This is a genomic window from Pseudomonas umsongensis (assembly GCF_002236105.1).
Lineage (GTDB): Bacteria > Pseudomonadota > Gammaproteobacteria > Pseudomonadales > Pseudomonadaceae > Aquipseudomonas > Aquipseudomonas umsongensis.
In genome coordinates this window covers 1,063,908-1,080,670 of sequence record NZ_NIWU01000001.1, presented here as the reverse complement: position 1 = coordinate 1,080,670, position 16,763 = coordinate 1,063,908, and the positions used below count along the sequence as shown (strand labels likewise).

Genomic DNA, 16,763 nt, shown 5'->3' with positions numbered 1-16,763 from the left:
CATATGAATTCGCAAGTGGTCCGCAATGAGGTGTTGCGTGCATTGAAAGGCATCGCCCCGGAAGTCGAAGTCGAACAGTTGCACACTGATCGGTTATTGCGCGAAGAGGTGGACCTGGACTCCATGGATTGGCTGCGTTTCATCGAGGCGCTGAATCGCAGCCTGGGTGTCGCCATACCCGAAGCCGATTATCGCGAGGTGGATACCTTGGACAGGCTCATCGCCTACTTGGGACAAAGGCGCCAGTCGGGCGCCGACGGGCCATCGAGCCAGACGTAGTTCATGCGCTCAATAAAGCAGGTGGGGGGGCACCATTGCTGCAACGCGCTCAGCAGGATTGATTGAGGTTTGTCAATTGCAGGTGCGATCGCCGGGCGAAAATGGTTGAAAGCGCACTTCAGGGGTACAGGTCATGAACGTCAAGGGCATGCAGCGTACTGACAACCGGTCACCCACCCTCCTGGTCATTGGTCTGGCCACGCTCCTGGGCTGCACCGGGTCCAACGAAGACGGGGCGCAAGAAACGGCACCGATGTCCGCCATCGCCCTGGCAGACAATCTGTGTTCGTTGTGCCACGGGCTGACGGGGGAATCTGTCTCGCCCCTGGTTCCAAAGCTGGCTGGCCAGCAAAAGGACTATTTGACCTCACAGCTGACCGACTTCACACAGCATGGCCGCACCGATGTACCCGGTAATCGCTACATGGGCGGATTGACCCATTTGACCGGGACTCAGATTGTTGAACTGGCCGACTATTTTTCGAGCCAGACTGCCATGAAGGCGCAAGCCGATACGCCGGATGCGCGCGGTGAATCGATCTACCGCCAGGGCTTGCCGCAGGCGGGCATCGCCCCGTGCAGCAGCTGCCATGGTGCGGACGGGCGGGGCAATGGGCAGGTTCCACGGGTGGCAGGTCAGCATGCGATGTACATGGCTCGCCAGATCCTGCGGCTTCAGCAAAGTGTGCAGCGCCCCCACGGGGTTCCGATGCAGCAGGTGGATCATGCGCTGTCTCAGGTGGATGCCCAGTCGGTCGCGAAGTACATGGCGACACTCGGGGCCAGGCAATGAGCGGCTGACAGGGCGAAAAGGTGTAAGCGCGGTGCGGGCTCTGGACTTGCCTGGATCACGCCAGCTCTGCCCGCGCCATTGGTCGAGTAACGACGCACACTCCGTTGTCAAGGAGATGAAATGAGTAGCGCGCTTGAGCCCGGCCGCAACCGTATCGCTTCGCCATACCTCAAGGACGTCGAGACGATTATCCGCGAGCTGGACACTGACATCGGTGTGGGTTTGTCCAGTGCGCAAGTCCAGGCGCGGCTGAGTCGTGACGGACCCAATGAGTTACGGGCCCAACCGGTCAAGCCTGCCTGGCAGTATTTTCTACGGCAGTTTCAGGACCCGTTGGTGTATCTGCTGCTCGTCGCCGTGGTCATCAACCTGGCTAGCTGGTGGCTGATGGACGGTCGCGATTGGCCTGTCGATGCGTTGGTCATCACGCTCATTGTGTTGGCTAATGCGCTCCTCGGGTTTTTCCAGGAAACCCGGTCACAGCGCGCAGTTGCAACATTGGCCAACCTGACCCAGAGCTCTTCGTCAGTCATCCGCGACGGGGCCATGGAACGTATTCCCAGTCACCAGTTGGTGGTCGGTGATCTGTTGGTGTTATCCGAAGGCGATTCGGTAGGAGCCGATGCTCGCCTTGTCCAGGCCAATGCCTTGCGGGTACTGGAGGCGTCGTTGACTGGAGAGAGTGAGGCGGTTTCGAAAAACACCGCGTGCCCAGGCACTGAAGTACCGTTGGCGGAGCGCTCCAACATGGTGTTCAAAGGCTCCGCCATCGCCCAGGGTTCTGGAGTCGGGGTGGTCACGGCTATCGGCATGGCGACTGAAGTGGGGGCGATCGCTCATTTGTTGGAGGTCACACCCGAAGAGGTGACGCCTCTGCAGAAGGAAGTGCGCGCCATAGGGCGGATGCTCGGCATTGCGGTTCTGCTAATCACCATGGTTGTGGTGGTGGCCGTGCTGATACTCATTCCAGTTGACACTGTCGATGATGTGCTGAGCGTGCTGTTGCTGGGCGTATCCCTGGCGGTGGCTGCGGTGCCAGAGGGGCTGCCCGCCATTCTGTCACTGGTGCTCGCCTTCGGCATGCTACGCATGGCCCGCAACAAAGCCATCATCAAGCGCCTGTCGTCTGTGGAGACCCTGGGGGCTGCATCGGTTATCTGTACCGACAAGACTGGTACGCTGACCCGCTCCGAAATGACCATCCAGCAAACCATGACAGCATCTGGTAAAGGGCGGGTCAGTGGAGTCGGCTACGCGCCCAATGGGCAGATTGATTACCTGGGCATGCCCACGAGCAAAGGCCCGGTGCATAACGAAAATGTGCTGCTGTTGCGTGGTGGAAGCCTCGCTGGCAACGCCAGGCTGACGCAACGCGAAGATGGCAGCTGGGTCATTCATGGCGACCCGACCGAGGGAGCCTTTCTAGTGGCACAGCGCAAGCTTGATGCGCCCGTGCACAGTACCAATGGCTTCGAGCGTGTGGCTGAAATACCCTTTACCTCTGATCGAAAAATGATGTCGGCGGTGGTCATCGATCATGAGCACAACGATCAGCGACTGCTGTTCAGCAAGGGGGCACCCGATGTGCTCCTTCAACATTGCACGCACATACAAGTTGGCATGGATGTCGTGCCACTCACCGACGACCTGCGTGCCAGGGCGGTGGCCAATGTGAATGAGTTATCGGGCGCGGCATTGCGCACGCTTTCCGTGGCTTACCGTCCCTTGACAGCCAGTGAAGATGTCACGACCGGTCAACCCCTTGAAACCGCGCTTGTGTTTATCGGTACGGTCGGTATCAGTGACCCACCGCGGGAGGAGGTCGCGCCAGCCATTGTCGAGGCCCGTCGGGCAGGCATCCGCATCATTATGATCACGGGCGACCACCCCCGAACGGCTGCGCGCATCGCCGAGGACCTGGACATTATCCCGGCCGGTGGCAGGGCGTTGACCGGGGCCGACCTGGACAAGTTGGACGACGCGGCCTTGGCCGAGGCGGTCAAGTCGACCTGCGTTTACGCACGCACGGCTGCCTCGCATAAGCTGAGAATCGTCGATGCGCTACAGGCGCAGGGGCATGTGGTGGCGATGACGGGGGATGGTGTCAATGATGCACCGGCCCTGAAGTCAGCCGATATCGGCATTGCGATGGGCATCACGGGAACGGAGGTGAGCAGACAGGCGGCGAAAATGATTCTGGCTGACGATAACTTCGCAACCATTGTGCTGGCCATTCGTGAAGGACGCGGCATTCTGGACAATATCCGCAAGTTCCTTCGTTACTTGCTGTCATCCAATATGGGAGAAGTGCTGACGGTGTTTCTCGGCGTCGTGGGTGCCGGTGTCATCGGCCTGGTTGATGAGAAGGGCGCGATCATCCTGCCGCTGCTGGCCACGCAGATTCTTTGGATCAACCTGATCACCGATGCAGCGCCCGCCATCGCCATGGGCCTTGATCCGCACGGCGAGGATGTCATGACACGCAGCCCACGCAAACCTTGGGACCGAATCATCGACACACGCATGTGGATCGGTGTAATCGAGGTGGGGCTGGTCATGGCATTGGCGAGTTTATTCACGATCGACTGGTTGCTGCCGGGGGGGATGATACCGGGTGATGCCTCGTTGGTTGAGGCACGCACTGGCGGTTTCACGGTCCTGGTATTGGCGCAGTTGTTTAACGCATTGAGTGCGCGTTCCGAGTCAACCAGTGCATTCAGGAGACTGTTCGCCAATCGATGGCTTTGGGGGGCGATTGTCCTGGCTGTAGCCCTGCAGGTTGCAGTAGTGCACTCGCCACCGCTCAACAAGGCGTTCGGTACAAGTGCATTGACGTTTGGCCAGTGGGGATTTTGTCTTGTAGTGGCCAGTTCTTTGTTCTGGTTCATCGAGCTGCGCAAGCTGCTTTTGCGATTGAAGAGCCAGAAGCGGGCAAAAACATACATCGCAAAACGTGAATAGACGGGTGCAGCCAAGTTGACCTAAATCAATGGGCATTCTGTTGGCGGCCCCATGCTCTTAATGACACTTGGGTAAGGCACTTGGTCATGAACATCAACAAGCTGATCGGGATTCACGCGGTGCAAGGCTGGTGGCGGAGCAGGGGAGCGGCAATAGGAAACCTGCGTCGACCCGGTAAAAGGCTCTGGAAACGTGACGCAACCTACCTGCTGTTGATCTCGCTGGCGTTGCCGGCGGGTTATTTCATGGCGTATCACTTTGCTGCCCATACCTTGAGGGAATTGGTGAACTCTTGCTCCGCGCGTTTCGAGATCGAGCTTGAAAAAGCCGAGATAGAGCCTCCCATCGAAGCTCTATCGCGATCCTTGTGCGAATGTCAGGCACAAACACTGCTCAACAAAAACGGCGTCGTGCGCATTGCGCTGGTCGACAGCCACCTACTGGATCCGCAGTCACTCGAGCCTGTAACAGAGGAAGACGGAGAGGCCTGTATCAACGCCCTGTGGAAGCCAGACGCCGAACTGGCCAAGCGCTTGACGCTTAAGTGACATACTGCAAATCGTGCCTGCGTTCGCAGCCTGGCCCGGTGATCTGGTCGCGCAGTTGCGCCACCGCCGAGGCCTATTGCGGGAGCTGGCCTCGGAAATCGCCCAGGGTGATCAAGCACTGCTGGGCTGGATGAAACCGGCCATCAGGTTGACCCCGGCCAAAGCTGTGACCACGTATACGGCGCCACCAAGGCCTTCGCGCGCCAGTTTTCGTTGAGCCTGCGTTGCCCAGGCCTGGAACAACTTTGCGATTGAGCGTGGGGCGGCGGGCTGAATGGCCGCATCCACGCTTGTCAAAACTCGCCGGTATTTTTTTGCTGGCGCTTTTTTTTTCATCGGACAACTAACGCGTCCGGTCCTATTCGTCGCGCGTCCAGTGGATGCTCACGCCATACTGATCCGCGCTGTACCGGTAATCGGATTGCCCTTTGAAAGCACTTTCCAGCGCATGACTCAAGCGATTCGCCAGATGGATGCCGGTCGTAGTCACGATCAGGTCATCCGCGGAGTCCGAAAGTTTGATGATGCGCTCCAGGGCATGCTCGGCTTTCTCCGCCTTTTCCGTATGCTCCATCAGGTGAATGATTTCATCTCGATGCTTTTGCAAGAAGCTGCCCGATAAGGTGAGGGTGCCCGCAGGCATGTCGTCCGCGACACGTCGACAAGCCGGGCAGGTAGTGTCTTTGGCTGCATGCGCCACGGTATTTTCAGGACGACTCCAGGTCCAGTTCCCGGCGTGATACACCGCACCACACTGCGAACAAATGGCTGAGCCTTCAACCCGCTGCGAGCAATAAGGATCATGGGTGGAGGTTTTGAACAACTTGTCTTTGTGGCTCTGCTGATACTTGTCCATCGTGGTTCTCCTCGGCCATTGGGAAGAAAACAATCCACGCTCAGTGTGCGATCAGCACGCTTCGTCAATTTGATGCAGATCAATTTCCAGCGTTGCGAAGCCATTCGCAGGGCCGCACGCCATCGGACGAAACGAGTGCGCAGACTTGATGTAAATCAACAGCCCACCCCATTGGCTGGACGACGTTATGAACAAACTTCTTGAGGTTTGCACCCATGAATATCGATGAGGCGATTTACGGCCGTCGCTCTACACGCGAGTACACGACTGAAGCTGTTGATAAAGAGCTCATAGGCCGTTTGATCAATGCCGCGATTCAGGCGCCCAGCGCAGTCAACCAACAGCCCTGGACGTTCACGGTATTACGTGACCAGGCATTGCTCGATCGGATTTCGCGCGAAGCCAAGGCTTACATGCTCGAGGCCCTGCCTTCAGGATTGCACTCCGGTCACTTTTTATCGTTGCTCAACGATGACAGTTTCCAGATTTTCTATCATGCGCCTATGCTTATCCTGATTTCGGCAAACGCCCCCGGCCAGTGGATCGTTGAAGACTGTTCACTGGCTGCCGAGAATCTGATGCTCGCTGCCTATGCTGAAGGGTTGGGGAGCTGCTGGATCGGTTTTGCCCAGGGTTTTCTCAACACGCCCCAGGGAAAGAATGCCCTTGGTTTGCCCTCAGAGTGGGTGCCGGTGGCACCGATCATCGTAGGCCATCCGAAGTCCACGCCAATGCCCGTCACGCACAAGGAGCCGCAGGTTTGCTGGGTAGGCTGACTTGCGACACCCATGGGCTGGGCAGGGCGATCGCCCCTGGAAAGCACTGCCCGGCCTCGGTCGGCTATCCGGGCGTCGAGACCGTTCGTTGGGCGCATCTGATCTACATCAAGGAGCAGACATCGGGATCGGCAATGCTGTTGGCATCGACACCCATAACAGCGGGATTTCCCCATGCCGCGGCCGGACGGATCACCACACGCGCCATTGCTCACCCTGGCGCCTTCATCGCTCGGCCAGGGCACCGCGAATGACGAGATTGCCTCGATTTTCGATGATATTGCCGACCTGCTCGAGTTGGAGGATGCCAACCCTTTCCGGATCAGGGCTTACCGTAACGCTTCGCGAACGCTGAGGGCGTTGACCGTCGATCTGGCGAAGATCATCGCGCGTGGCGAACCACTGCCTAAACTGTCCGGGATCGGTGTTGACCTGGCCGGCAAGATCAATGAAATCGTCACCACCGGCGATTGCGCATTGCACTCACGGTTGCGCGCCACCTTGCCAAAGGGGTTGGCCCAATTGCTATCTATCGCCGGTTTGGGTCCGAAGCGGGTCCGGCACCTCTATCACGATCTTGGAATCGAAACCGTACAACAGTTATGTCTGGCCGCTGAACAGCGACGTATTCGCCATCTTCCCGGCTTTGGTGAAAAGTTGGAGGCCCGGCTATTGAGTGCCGCGCAGAAAGGAATCGGCAAGGACCGGCGTTTACCGCTCGCCCATGTCGAGCCATTGGCAGAGCGGCTGGCGTGTTATCTGGAGCAGATCCCGGGTGTCGAGCAAGCGACCGTGGCCGGAAGCCTGAGACGCATGCGCGACACCGTCGGCGATATCGACATCCTCGTTGCGGCCGCACCTGGCGTGGAGGTTACCGCGCAGTTCATCAAGCACCCGGATGTTGCCACCGTGCTGGTTCAAGGGCCAACGCGTGCCAGCGTTCTCCTGGGTTCAGGCCTGCAAGTGGATCTACGGGTCATTGAACCTGCGGTCTATGGCGCGGCCCTGGTGTACTTCACTGGCAGCAAGGCGCACAACATCGCGATTCGCCAAAGGGCACAGAAGAAGGGGCTCAAACTCAGTGAATACGGGGTATTCAAGGAAAACCGACGCCTGGCCAGTGGCACTGAAGTCGACGTTTATCGGGCGCTGGACCTGCCCTGGATAGTGCCGGAGCTTCGCGAGAATCGGGGTGAAATCGAAGCGGCGCTGGCCAATCGCTTGCCCAGACTGATCGAATCAAGCGATCTCAAAGGTGACTTGCATGCCCATACCCGTGAGTCGGATGGTGGCAACAGCCTGGAAGACATGGCGCTTGCGGCGCAGGCCGCGGGCTTGCAATACCTGGCAATCACCGATCACTCCCGTTCCCTCAGGGTGGCCCATGGTCTGGACGGCGACCGGTTGTTGCAGCAGATCGACCAGATCGATGCGCTCAATGGCCGGTTGCAGGGCATGACGTTGCTCAAAGGTGTCGAGGTCGACATTCTCGAAGACGGTAGCCTGGATCTGCCGGACGATATTCTGGGGCGCCTGGACCTAGTGGTGGGTGCCGTCCACAGTCATTTCAATTTGACTCGACGCCAGCAAACCCGGCGCCTGCTCAGGGCTATCGACCATCGCTATTTCACGATTCTGGCGCACCCATTGTGTCGGTTGATCAATGAGCGCGAGCCCCTGAACCTGGACCTCCTCGCCATCATCAAGTCTGCCGCTGAGCGGGGCTGCTGTCTGGAGCTCAATTCGCAGCCGCAGCGCATGGACCTGTTCGATCTGCAGTGCCAACACGCCAAGGATCAAGGTGTGCTGATCAGTATCAATTCGGATGCGCATCGCACGGCTGATTTTTCCCAGTTGCGTTTCGGGGTCGCGCAGGCACGTCGAGCCTGGCTGGAACCCCATAACGTGCTCAACACTCGGTCGCTATCAACGCTGAAGTCGTTTCTGCGCGGTGGCGGGGACAGGCAAACAGAACGGGTTCAAAGCTTATGTCAGCGTTAGACAACACGCCCCGGCCATTCGATTCAGCTGGAACAAGGGATCGCAGACTTGATGTAGATCAAGTCGCAAGCAGGGCAGACTTTCAAAATCAAAAAAAGTGGCGGGGTTGGCTCTTGGGCGCAGAAATGCATGAGCGACTTTCTGAATGCTGAGTAACTGGAAGGGCTGGACGCCTGGGACGGGGCGCTCGTGCACTCGTCCATGTAGGACTTTCATCTGACTGGAGGACCTGTCATGAGCCAGTATCAACGCTTGTTGCTGATAATCGATCCGACGCTGCGCCAATACCCGGCACAACATGCGATGGCGCTGGCCAGGGCCAGCGGCGCCAGTCTGCATATCCTGGCACTTGTTCCCGCTATAAAAGGGTTGTGGATGCTTGAGGAGCGCGACAGGTTACAGCTTCGTGAGGATTGCCTGCGACCCCATCACGACTGGCTCAATGAGCAGACCGCCCCGTTGCATGGCAGGGGGATCACAGTGACCACGCAACTGGCGTGGGCTGAAGATATGGAAAAGGACATCATCGATTATGTGACCGACATGCAACCTGATCTGCTGATCAAGCAAATCCGGCATGAGTCGGCATTCAAACGGGCAATCTTCACCCCGCTGGATTGGCAACTGCTGCGCCATTGCCAAGTGCCGGTGTATCTGGTGGGAAGCAGCCGGCACGTGTTACCACGCAAAGTGGTGGCTGCTGTCGAGGTCACCGATACCACGCCCGCCGACAACACGTTGAACGAACGGATCATCCAGCAGGCAAGTAGCCTTGCCCTGCAGTGCGATGCCGAGCTGCATCTGCTGTACGCCTGCACCATCTCGGCAGCGTACCTGGCGGACTATGACGGCCTTACCCTTGCTGAACTGACCAAGGCGCTCGGCAGGGATCTGAAAAAAGCCTTTCTGGCGCTGGCCGACCAGTTCGGCGTGCCGTCCGATCGCCGACATTTCATAGAAGGACACCCGATCGCAGTCTTGAATGAGTTTAGCCACGACCATCAAATGGATGTGATCGTCATGGGCAAAGTCCAGTCCCGTGGTCTGGGTAAGTTATTGGGCAGCACCACCGAACACATTCTGTATCAGGCGCCATGCAGCATTCTGGCGGTTTAGAAGCGGCGGTACAGGCGCGTGTATTTGGCCTTTGCAGAAACTGGATGTAGGGGAGGGGCTGCACCACGCGGCGATCATGTGAACGACTGCATCGACATATCATCAGCCCGCAATTGGGTTTGTCGGTGTCAGTGCCGGAGTATTACGACATCGAACTTGCACGTGCCGATTGATGCCATAACGCGGTTTTGTATTCGCCCGAATGGCAGGAGAGATGATGAACACCGTCATGGTTACTCCTGCGGATCATCCAGCCATCAGCCGGGAGCTGGCATATATGATCCTGTTCATGGCGCTGTTCACGGCCATGACCCGTTTTGGATTGGGCATCGGCCTGGTCACTCTGATGATTGCCCTTGTACGAACGTAATTGGCCAATTACGCAGTGATTATTGCGTTCTGGAATCTGGGTTTGGCGTTTGGCCTGGTCCTTCTCATCGCCGGGTTTTCCAGTTACCTGGGTATCGGCAAGGTATTGAGGATTGAACCATTCGAAATTTTCAGAGGCTAAGAGCGGTGCCTGAATTTAGTTTTGTATTCCCAGCGTGTTGTCTAGCCTTAGAGGAGGTTGGTTTTACATCACTGATTCCAAAACCTACTATCAGCTAACTCAACTAAACAGACATTTAGTTGAGCTATAAGAATCATCTGTATATAGGGCAGGGAAGTCCTGTGATTCTAACTGAAAGCAGCAGCCGAATCGTGTGCCCACCACAAGCAGGATCCTCCGTTAAAGGTCGATGATTTCACGGGCTGCTTCAAGCAAGGGTAAGGATCCTGGGGGTTGTGTAGTGGTCGAGGGATACGGCTTGGCTTTGAAGTAAGCCGGCTTCCGCCGTATTTTGACGTCCATGGCTATGTGAGCTTTTGATATGCCTTTTGTGAATGATGATCAAAGTAAAAACGCCTGAAAAACTGGTATTTCTTACAGTTTTCAAATGTAGTTGGTGGCTGAACTATAAGGGTTGTTAGAACAGTTCATTTCCTCAGCCCCAGGAGAAATCGTTATGGTGACTTTTACGCCCGAGCAACTCGTTGAAATGCCAGATGATCAACTGCAGTATTTGTCACCAGAGCAATTGGAACAACGAGACGCATTATTCCGCCAGCAGCAGCTAGAAAAGCAAATGAGGAATTCGAAGGACTTGTTAACGGAGGTTAAGCTACCACCAGATGAGTAACCGGATAATTTATCGGTCCTCAGCACAGCTGGACCAGCTTGTGGGGTAATTGGACGGTACGCGTTCGACAGAATCCGGCTGATCACTTGCCAAAGGAAAACCCTGGCGATCGGGAGACCACTGGGGTTTTTCTCCGCGGCATGAAAAACAGCCGCTTAGTGAAGCTAGGCCATTTGGTGCTCAAAAAGGAGAAGACTACCACCCAAGGCTGCATCCCTAGAGTACGCATAATGTATATTATGTTAAATCATTTATTTGGATTGTTCTCGGTTGCTCACCTCATAAGTCTGGAGTTCTGCCTGCCCCCATTCCCAGTTCTACCCACTGATCACCGAACCTGAAGCACCTTGCGCATGTACATCCACATCCAAGCAAATTCATTTTCTGTTGGAGATTACAAAGCATTGTGAGCAGGCCCAGAGACTCACAGCATTCATCCAGGTAACCTTCGATTACATTGTCGTTTCATCAGAACACACCCAGCAATAAACGGCGCACCGGCAGCAAACGGTTCCGACCAACTGGGCGGCGTTGAGTCGACTTCTGCCGGTGCTTACTAACCGAAATTAACCACCCCAGATTCGTCCTGTCTGTGTGTATGTCACAACGCATCCCTTAACGCTGTCGTAAAAGACTTCGTCGCCACAAAAAACGTCACCAAACACACCGCCATACGCACCTTCCGGTTCTGGATCGTGGGAAAGTTCCGATCCTACGGTTGTGGCGTAGATGTGGAATCTGATGTCGGGCCTGTTCTTTAAATAGGCCGTGAGTTGTTCGGACGTCGAAAAATATCGATCTTTTTCGCCGGTCTGTGCGGTGAGAAAAGCAAGCTTAACCTCATGGAGAACGCGTTGCTGATAAGTAAGGATCATCGACTTATCCCTCCGCTATGGTGTTCGCTGGTTGATAGCTCAAAGGTAGAAATTTCTACCTCATGCAATCAAACATCATCCTCCTGACGTAATCAACTGCACATCCAACCCAAACCTCTCCTGAGAACCCTCCCCCCTTACCAAATCAGAGCTCACCAGCAAATTCCACCCAGATCTTTATCAGCGAGACTGACGCCAATGTGCGGTTGCTGTGGTCGACCTTCCACTCCATCGAAATGGCCAGGCGTTAGTGGTTGCCGTGTTGGATGGGATTGAAACGCCTTGCCAGAAAGACCTGAATTCAGGCTTGCTGGCTACGCTCTGTTTCCAAGTCACTTCACTTCCTCCACCTCATAGTTCGCAAAACCAAAATCCTCGGACTGAGCAGCGTAAGCGGCCAGCCAAACCTGAGCCTGTACGCAAAAGCAAAGGGCCCAGAAGCGCTAAAGCATCAACCCCAACCATGAGCTTCCTCGATGAAGTGCAACACGGCGCTGGAACGCTCATCAATGCGCGAAATCAGAGAAAGCTCGCTGACCATTTCCGGCTGAGCCAACGGAATTATCCGCACGCCAGGCATGGTCAGTCGGGTCATGGTTTCCGGCACGATACTCAAGCCAATGCCCGCTGCGACCAGTCCGGGAATGCTCATCAACGAGGGCACATACATGATGTTCTCCGGATGCAGTTGATTCTGTCGGCAGGCCTGCAGTGTGTGCGAGGTTAAGCCGATACCGGCAGTGTCCTGCAAAAATACGAATTTCTCGTGCCGCAGCATCGCCAGCTCGCCGGTAAAACGTTCGGCTAGTTCATGGTTGTCCGGCATGAGCAGGACGAGATTGGACTGACTGAAATGATGCGTGCGCAACCGGTCTGGAAGGTGATCCTTGAACACCCTGGCAAATGCCAGATCCAGCTTGTGATCGAGCAGCATTTCAAACTGCGCGCGAATACCCGCATCCACCAGCGACACTTTGACTTCGGGGAACGTGCTGAAGTAATGCCGCAGCAATTGCGGCAGATTGGCCTCGAACAATGCCGAATGGTAGCCGATGTTGATTTCGCCGACTTCGCCCCTCCTGGCACGCCGCGCAGCCGCAATCGCCAGTTCGCTAGACTCAATGGATTGCCTGGCATGGGGCAGAAACGCCAGGCCGGCAGCGGTCAATGCCACGCCACGGTTCTCGCGCCTGAACAGTGTCAGGCCTAACTCTGATTCAAGGGTACGCATCAATTGACTGAGCGCCGGTTGTGCAATGCCCAGCTGCTCGGCGGCCTTGCTGAAATGCTGGAGGTCGGCCGCAACGACAAAGGCCTTCAGATGTCGCAGTTCCATTAGGCTTACTCATAAGGTTGGCTTATGTATTTGTACGGATTTCGATAATTATTCTGCAAGCAGGATGCGTTAACGTCTACCCACTTCGACGCGTCCTGCCAGTGGCCCTGCCCCGAACGGGAACGTGTGAGTACCCATAACCATAAAAACAACGACGAGCACCTCTATGAGCACGACAAGTCACGAGACTCATGATTCGCGCATGCCTCGCAAAGCGGTGACCGCCGCGACTATTGGCACCGCGCTGGAATGGTTTGACTTCACGCTGTATGGCGCGATTTCGGCAACCATTTTGCCTAAGCTGTTTTTCCCGGCGATGGAGCCAACAGCGGGCCTTCTGGCCTCGCTGGCAACCTTCGGTGTGGGTCTGGCCGCTCGCCCATTAGGCGCGATTACCTGTGGCTACCTCGGCGACAAACTGGGTCGTCGTAACCTGATGCTGGCCACCGTGACCCTGATGGGGCTGGCGTCGGTACTGATGGGCCTGTTGCCGACTTATGGTCAGATCGGCGTCTGGGCACCGATCCTGCTGGTGCTGCTGCGCATCATTCAAGGCTTCGCGCTGGGCGGTGAGTCCACCGGCGCCCAACTGATGGCCTTGGAACACGCCTCACCCGATCGCCGTGGGCGCTATTCGGGCATGCTGGGCCTGTGCTCACCGCTTAGCCAGATTTTGGCCAATGGCGTGCTCATGGGACTGGCCGCCACGTTGTCCAGCGAGCAGTTTGAAAGTTTTGGCTGGCGAATCCCCTTCCTCCTCAGTTTCATACTGGTGGTGGTCGGAATCTTCATCCGCCTGAAAGTCGATGAAACACCCGCGTTCGTTGCCTTGAAAAAGACTCCGGTCAAACAGGAAAAAAGCCCACTTAAATCCGCCGTCGGCAGCCACTACAAGACCATCCTGCGCTTGATGTTGTTCTTCTGCTCGCCCGCCGCCCTGTTCTATCTGATCGTGATCTTTTCCCTCAGCTACCTGACCAAGCACCTGGGCTTTAGCCAGCAGACGGGTTTTATGTCGCTGATGGTGGCAAACGTCTGCGCGATTTTCGGTGCACTGGCCGGTGGTTACCTGGCCGATCGCTGGGGTCGAAGAAAGGCGCTGGCGCTGGGTTCATGCATGACCTTGCTGATCCTGTTCGTGTACTTCCCGATCCTCAACACCCTGAACGTCCCCGCCATCATGGCAATCATGGGTCTGTTCCTGGGCTTCACCCAGTTCCAGAGCGGCATCCAGCCCGTGGCATTCGCCGAAGCGTTCCCGACCCAGGTTCGCTATTCGGGTTCCGCACTGGCCTACACCGGCGCCAACCTGGTCGTTGGCGGCCCAATGCCAATGATCGCGGTCTATCTGATGGCCCAGTCGAACAACTCGCCGTGGCCTCTGGTGACGCTGTGCGCGGTGATCAATCTGATCTCGCTGGCGATGATCGTCATCGGCCCGGAAACCCGAGGTATTGACCTAAATACCGTCGCTGCACAAGACACCGTTGATACCACCCCCACCGCCATACTCACTAAATAAAGCAGCAGGACGACCATGAACCGCACTGTCTTCATCCTCAACGGCCCTAATTTGAACCTGCTGGGTCGGCGCGAGCCGCACATCTACGGCCACACCACGCTTGATCAGATTCGCCAGACCAGTGAAAGACTGGCCGAGGAACTTGACCTGGTCTGCGACTTTCGCCAGACCAACCACGAAGGCGTGATGGTCGACTGGATCCAGGAGGTTTTTGAACAGGGCGCGGCGCTGATCATCAACCCGGCCGGCTTTTCGTTTCACTCGATTCCGGTGCTCGATGCCCTGAAGTTGCTCGATACACCGCTGATCGAACTGCACCTGTCGAACATCCACGCCCGCGATGAACTACATCGTCACTCGATCATGTCCGGTGTGGTCAACGCCGTTATTTGCGGCATGGGAGCCGACGGTTATCCCCTGGCTATCAGGGCCATTGATGACCTGCTGCGCCGCAAGGCCCTGGGCAACTGACGCATCTCATCGCTTACTCCTGATACGGCGGTCTCTTTGGCAGAAGGTTAGCCGGGCCGCCTGCGCCTGAAATCCAGGTGCCGACCTCATAAGTGCACACAAAAAAACAATAATCCACTGCGAGAACACCTCCATGTACTCCCCTCTTTTTCACTGCAACGTGCCCGTACGACGCTCCTTGATAAGCCTGGCCCTGGCACTCGGTGCAGGACAGGTCGCCGTTGTCCAGGCCGATGAAAACAGCGGTTTTATCGAGGGCGCCAGCGCCACGCTGAATCTGCGCAATGCTTACATCAACCGCAATTTCGTCAACCCCGCCTACCCCAGCAGCGCCGCGCCTCAGGGCAAGGCTGAGGAGTGGACGCAAAACTTCATCCTTGACGCCCGCTCCGGTTATACCCCAGGAGTCGTAGGGTTTGGTGTTGATGTGCTGGGGCTTTATTCACAGAAACTCGACGGCGGCAAAGGCGGCACTCAGCTTTTGCCTATCCATGATGACGGACGCCCCGCCGACAATTTCGGACGGCTTGGCGTTGCCGCCAAGGCCAAGGTGTCGAAGACGGTGGTCAAGGTAGGCGAATGGGTCAGCACGCTGCCGATTCTCCGTTCCGATGACGGCCGTTCGTTGCCGCAGACCTTTCAAGGCGCCCAGATCACCTCCCAGGAAATCAGCGGATTGACGTTGTACGGCGGTCAGATCAGGCAGAACAGCCCGCGTAACGACGCCAGCATGGAAGACATGTCCATGAACGGCAAAGCGGCGTTCACGTCTGACCGATTCAACTTCGGTGGTGGTGAATACACCTTCAACGAGAAACGCACCACCATTGGACTCTGGTATGACGAACTCAAAGACATCTATCAGCAGCAATACATCAGCTTGACCCACAGCCAGCCGGTGGGCGACTGGACGCTCGGCGCCAACATGGGCTTTTTCACCGGCAAGGAAGACGGTGCCGCCCTCGCTGGCGACATGGACAACAAAACCGCCTTCGGCTTGTTCTCGGCAAAACTGGGGGGCAACACCTTCTATGTGGGCTTACAGAAACTGACCGGAGACACTGCCTGGATGCGCGTCAACGGAGCCAGTGGCGGCACGCTGGCGAACGACAGCTACAACTCCAGTTTTGATAATGCTCAGGAACGCTCCTGGCAGGTGCGCCATGACTTTAATTTCGTCGCAGTGGGCCTCCCGGGACTGACCATGATGAACCGCTACATCAGTGGCGACAACGTGCACTCGGGAGCGTTTACCGATGGCAAGGAATGGGGGCGCGAGTCAGAACTGGCTTATGTGGTGCAGTCCGGCACGTTGAAAAACCTAAGCGTCAAATGGAGAAACTCAAATATCCGCAAGACTTTCAGCACCAATGAGTTTGACGAAAACCGGCTGTTCATCAGCTACCCAATATCGTTGTTGTAGGGGGGGGGCAGTTGAGCCAACTGCGCTCATCGGTACCCGGCCTTGCGAACCAAGGCCGACCCACAAAGGCAGACAGTAACCGGAGTGCAACGAGCTGAGCCGAACCTGAGTAGAGGAGCCGTGTCTCCTCCATACTCATGCCTAGCGACATTCCCATCTCAATAGCCATAAACCCGGTAACCAGCCCGAATGGAACCACTGCGGGAGTCAGTGGGATGAGCGTCCGAATTACGAATTGATGTGTCAACAGCGCTCGTGAATCTTTTTGCTTTTGCGTGATTGACGGTCGCAGGCATAGGCGCTGATTCGCACCAGGTGTCGATGGGAGGGATGAAGTTGGGTTTAAGCCCGCGACGTGTACGCGGTGTGCGAAATTTAGGAGCCCACAAAAAAGGGCCCTCGACGGGCCCTTTTGTTCTCAAACCAAAATCACTTGGTCAGCCAGGACTCAACGGTCGCGGAGCCGTGTTGCACTTTCCATTCCTTCAGCGTTTTGTGATTGCCGCCTTTGGTTTCGACGATCCGCCGGTGTGCGGCTTTTTGTAGACTTTTACCTGACGAGGCTTACGAGTGCTGGTCCTGGACTCAGTAACTGGTGCACGACGACCGGACATCGGGCGTCAGA

General features: G+C 56.6%; 16 protein-coding genes and 1 pseudogene. 12 read left to right on the top strand and 5 right to left on the bottom strand.

All coding sequences use genetic code 11. From position 1 onward, the window contains the following. Positions 1 to 3 precede the first annotated feature (3 nt). The 4 genes from PSUM_RS04755 to PSUM_RS04740 all read left to right on the top strand — a co-directional run bounded on the left by PSUM_RS04755 (position 4) and on the right by PSUM_RS04740 (position 4,581). The gene (locus PSUM_RS04755) at positions 4 to 279 is read left to right on the top strand and encodes an acyl carrier protein (protein ID WP_033043816.1); all 276 of its coding nucleotides are present in this window, start codon (positions 4 to 6) and stop codon (positions 277 to 279) included. A gap of 133 nt (positions 280 to 412) precedes the next feature. Next, positions 413 to 1,072 (top strand): c-type cytochrome, encoded by a 660-nt coding sequence (locus PSUM_RS04750; protein ID WP_083349100.1) that lies wholly within the window; start codon positions 413 to 415, stop codon positions 1,070 to 1,072. Positions 1,073 to 1,192: 120 nt separating this feature from the next. Beyond that, positions 1,193 to 4,033, top strand: coding sequence for a cation-translocating P-type ATPase (locus PSUM_RS04745; protein WP_083349099.1), 2,841 nt, complete (start codon positions 1,193 to 1,195; stop codon positions 4,031 to 4,033). 86 nt (positions 4,034 to 4,119) lie between these two features. After that, entirely contained in the window at positions 4,120 to 4,581 is a 462-nt protein-coding gene (locus PSUM_RS04740) for a hypothetical protein (protein ID WP_083349098.1), read from the top strand. Positions 4,582 to 4,692: 111 nt separating this feature from the next. On the opposite strand, the gene PSUM_RS04735 is transcribed toward PSUM_RS04740, so the two are convergent. Beyond that, positions 4,693 to 4,917 carry a hypothetical protein gene (locus PSUM_RS04735; RefSeq protein ID WP_083349097.1) on the bottom strand — a complete coding sequence of 75 codons (225 nt, stop codon included), beginning with the start codon at positions 4,915 to 4,917 and terminating at the stop codon, positions 4,693 to 4,695. Positions 4,918 to 4,939: 22 nt separating this feature from the next. Then, positions 4,940 to 5,437, bottom strand: coding sequence for a BCAM0308 family protein (locus PSUM_RS04730; protein WP_033043809.1), 498 nt, complete (start codon positions 5,435 to 5,437; stop codon positions 4,940 to 4,942). A gap of 215 nt (positions 5,438 to 5,652) precedes the next feature. On the opposite strand from PSUM_RS04730, the gene PSUM_RS04725 reads away from it, so the two are divergent. From PSUM_RS04725 to PSUM_RS31780, 5 genes are all read left to right on the top strand, one after another. Continuing rightward, a complete protein-coding gene (locus PSUM_RS04725) occupies positions 5,653 to 6,213 on the top strand; it encodes a nitroreductase family protein (RefSeq protein ID WP_083349096.1) in 561 nt (186 codons plus the stop codon). 174 nt (positions 6,214 to 6,387) lie between these two features. Next, positions 6,388 to 8,214 carry a DNA polymerase/3'-5' exonuclease PolX gene (polX, locus tag PSUM_RS04720; RefSeq protein WP_083349095.1) on the top strand — a complete coding sequence of 609 codons (1,827 nt, stop codon included), beginning with the start codon at positions 6,388 to 6,390 and terminating at the stop codon, positions 8,212 to 8,214. 234 nt (positions 8,215 to 8,448) lie between these two features. Next, positions 8,449 to 9,330 carry a universal stress protein gene (locus PSUM_RS04715; protein ID WP_020797511.1) on the top strand — a complete coding sequence of 294 codons (882 nt, stop codon included), beginning with the start codon at positions 8,449 to 8,451 and terminating at the stop codon, positions 9,328 to 9,330. Positions 9,331 to 9,547: 217 nt separating this feature from the next. After that, complete coding sequence (locus PSUM_RS31925; RefSeq protein WP_175582348.1) at positions 9,548 to 9,700, top strand: hypothetical protein; 153 nt, start codon at positions 9,548 to 9,550, stop codon at positions 9,698 to 9,700. Between the two features lie 637 nt (positions 9,701 to 10,337). Beyond that, positions 10,338 to 10,511, top strand: coding sequence for a hypothetical protein (locus PSUM_RS31780; RefSeq protein ID WP_169840429.1), 174 nt, complete (start codon positions 10,338 to 10,340; stop codon positions 10,509 to 10,511). Positions 10,512 to 11,077: 566 nt separating this feature from the next. Here the strand turns inward: PSUM_RS31780 and PSUM_RS04705 are convergent. Together PSUM_RS04705 and PSUM_RS04700 are read right to left on the bottom strand one after the other, a co-directional pair. Beyond that, positions 11,078 to 11,386, bottom strand: coding sequence for a hypothetical protein (locus tag PSUM_RS04705; RefSeq protein WP_083349094.1), 309 nt, complete (start codon positions 11,384 to 11,386; stop codon positions 11,078 to 11,080). 451 nt (positions 11,387 to 11,837) lie between these two features. Further along, complete coding sequence (locus PSUM_RS04700) at positions 11,838 to 12,722, bottom strand: LysR family transcriptional regulator (RefSeq protein WP_020797508.1); 885 nt, start codon at positions 12,720 to 12,722, stop codon at positions 11,838 to 11,840. 166 nt (positions 12,723 to 12,888) lie between these two features. Here PSUM_RS04700 and PSUM_RS04695 point away from each other — a divergent pair, with 166 nt between their 5' ends. From PSUM_RS04695 to PSUM_RS04685, 3 genes are all read left to right on the top strand, one after another. After that, positions 12,889 to 14,244: an MFS transporter gene (locus PSUM_RS04695; RefSeq protein ID WP_033041255.1), complete on the top strand. Its 1,356-nt coding sequence runs from the start codon at positions 12,889 to 12,891 to the stop codon at positions 14,242 to 14,244. A gap of 15 nt (positions 14,245 to 14,259) precedes the next feature. After that, a complete protein-coding gene (locus PSUM_RS04690; protein WP_020797506.1) occupies positions 14,260 to 14,715 on the top strand; it encodes a type II 3-dehydroquinate dehydratase in 456 nt (151 codons plus the stop codon). Positions 14,716 to 14,848: 133 nt separating this feature from the next. After that, a complete protein-coding gene (locus PSUM_RS04685; RefSeq protein ID WP_093935737.1) occupies positions 14,849 to 16,138 on the top strand; it encodes an OprD family porin in 1,290 nt (429 codons plus the stop codon). 429 nt (positions 16,139 to 16,567) lie between these two features. Here PSUM_RS04685 and PSUM_RS32060 read toward each other — a convergent pair. Then, positions 16,568 to 16,755, bottom strand: a pseudogene (locus PSUM_RS32060) (histone-like nucleoid-structuring protein, MvaT/MvaU family); the annotation flags it as partial. Positions 16,756 to 16,763: the final 8 nt, after the last annotated feature.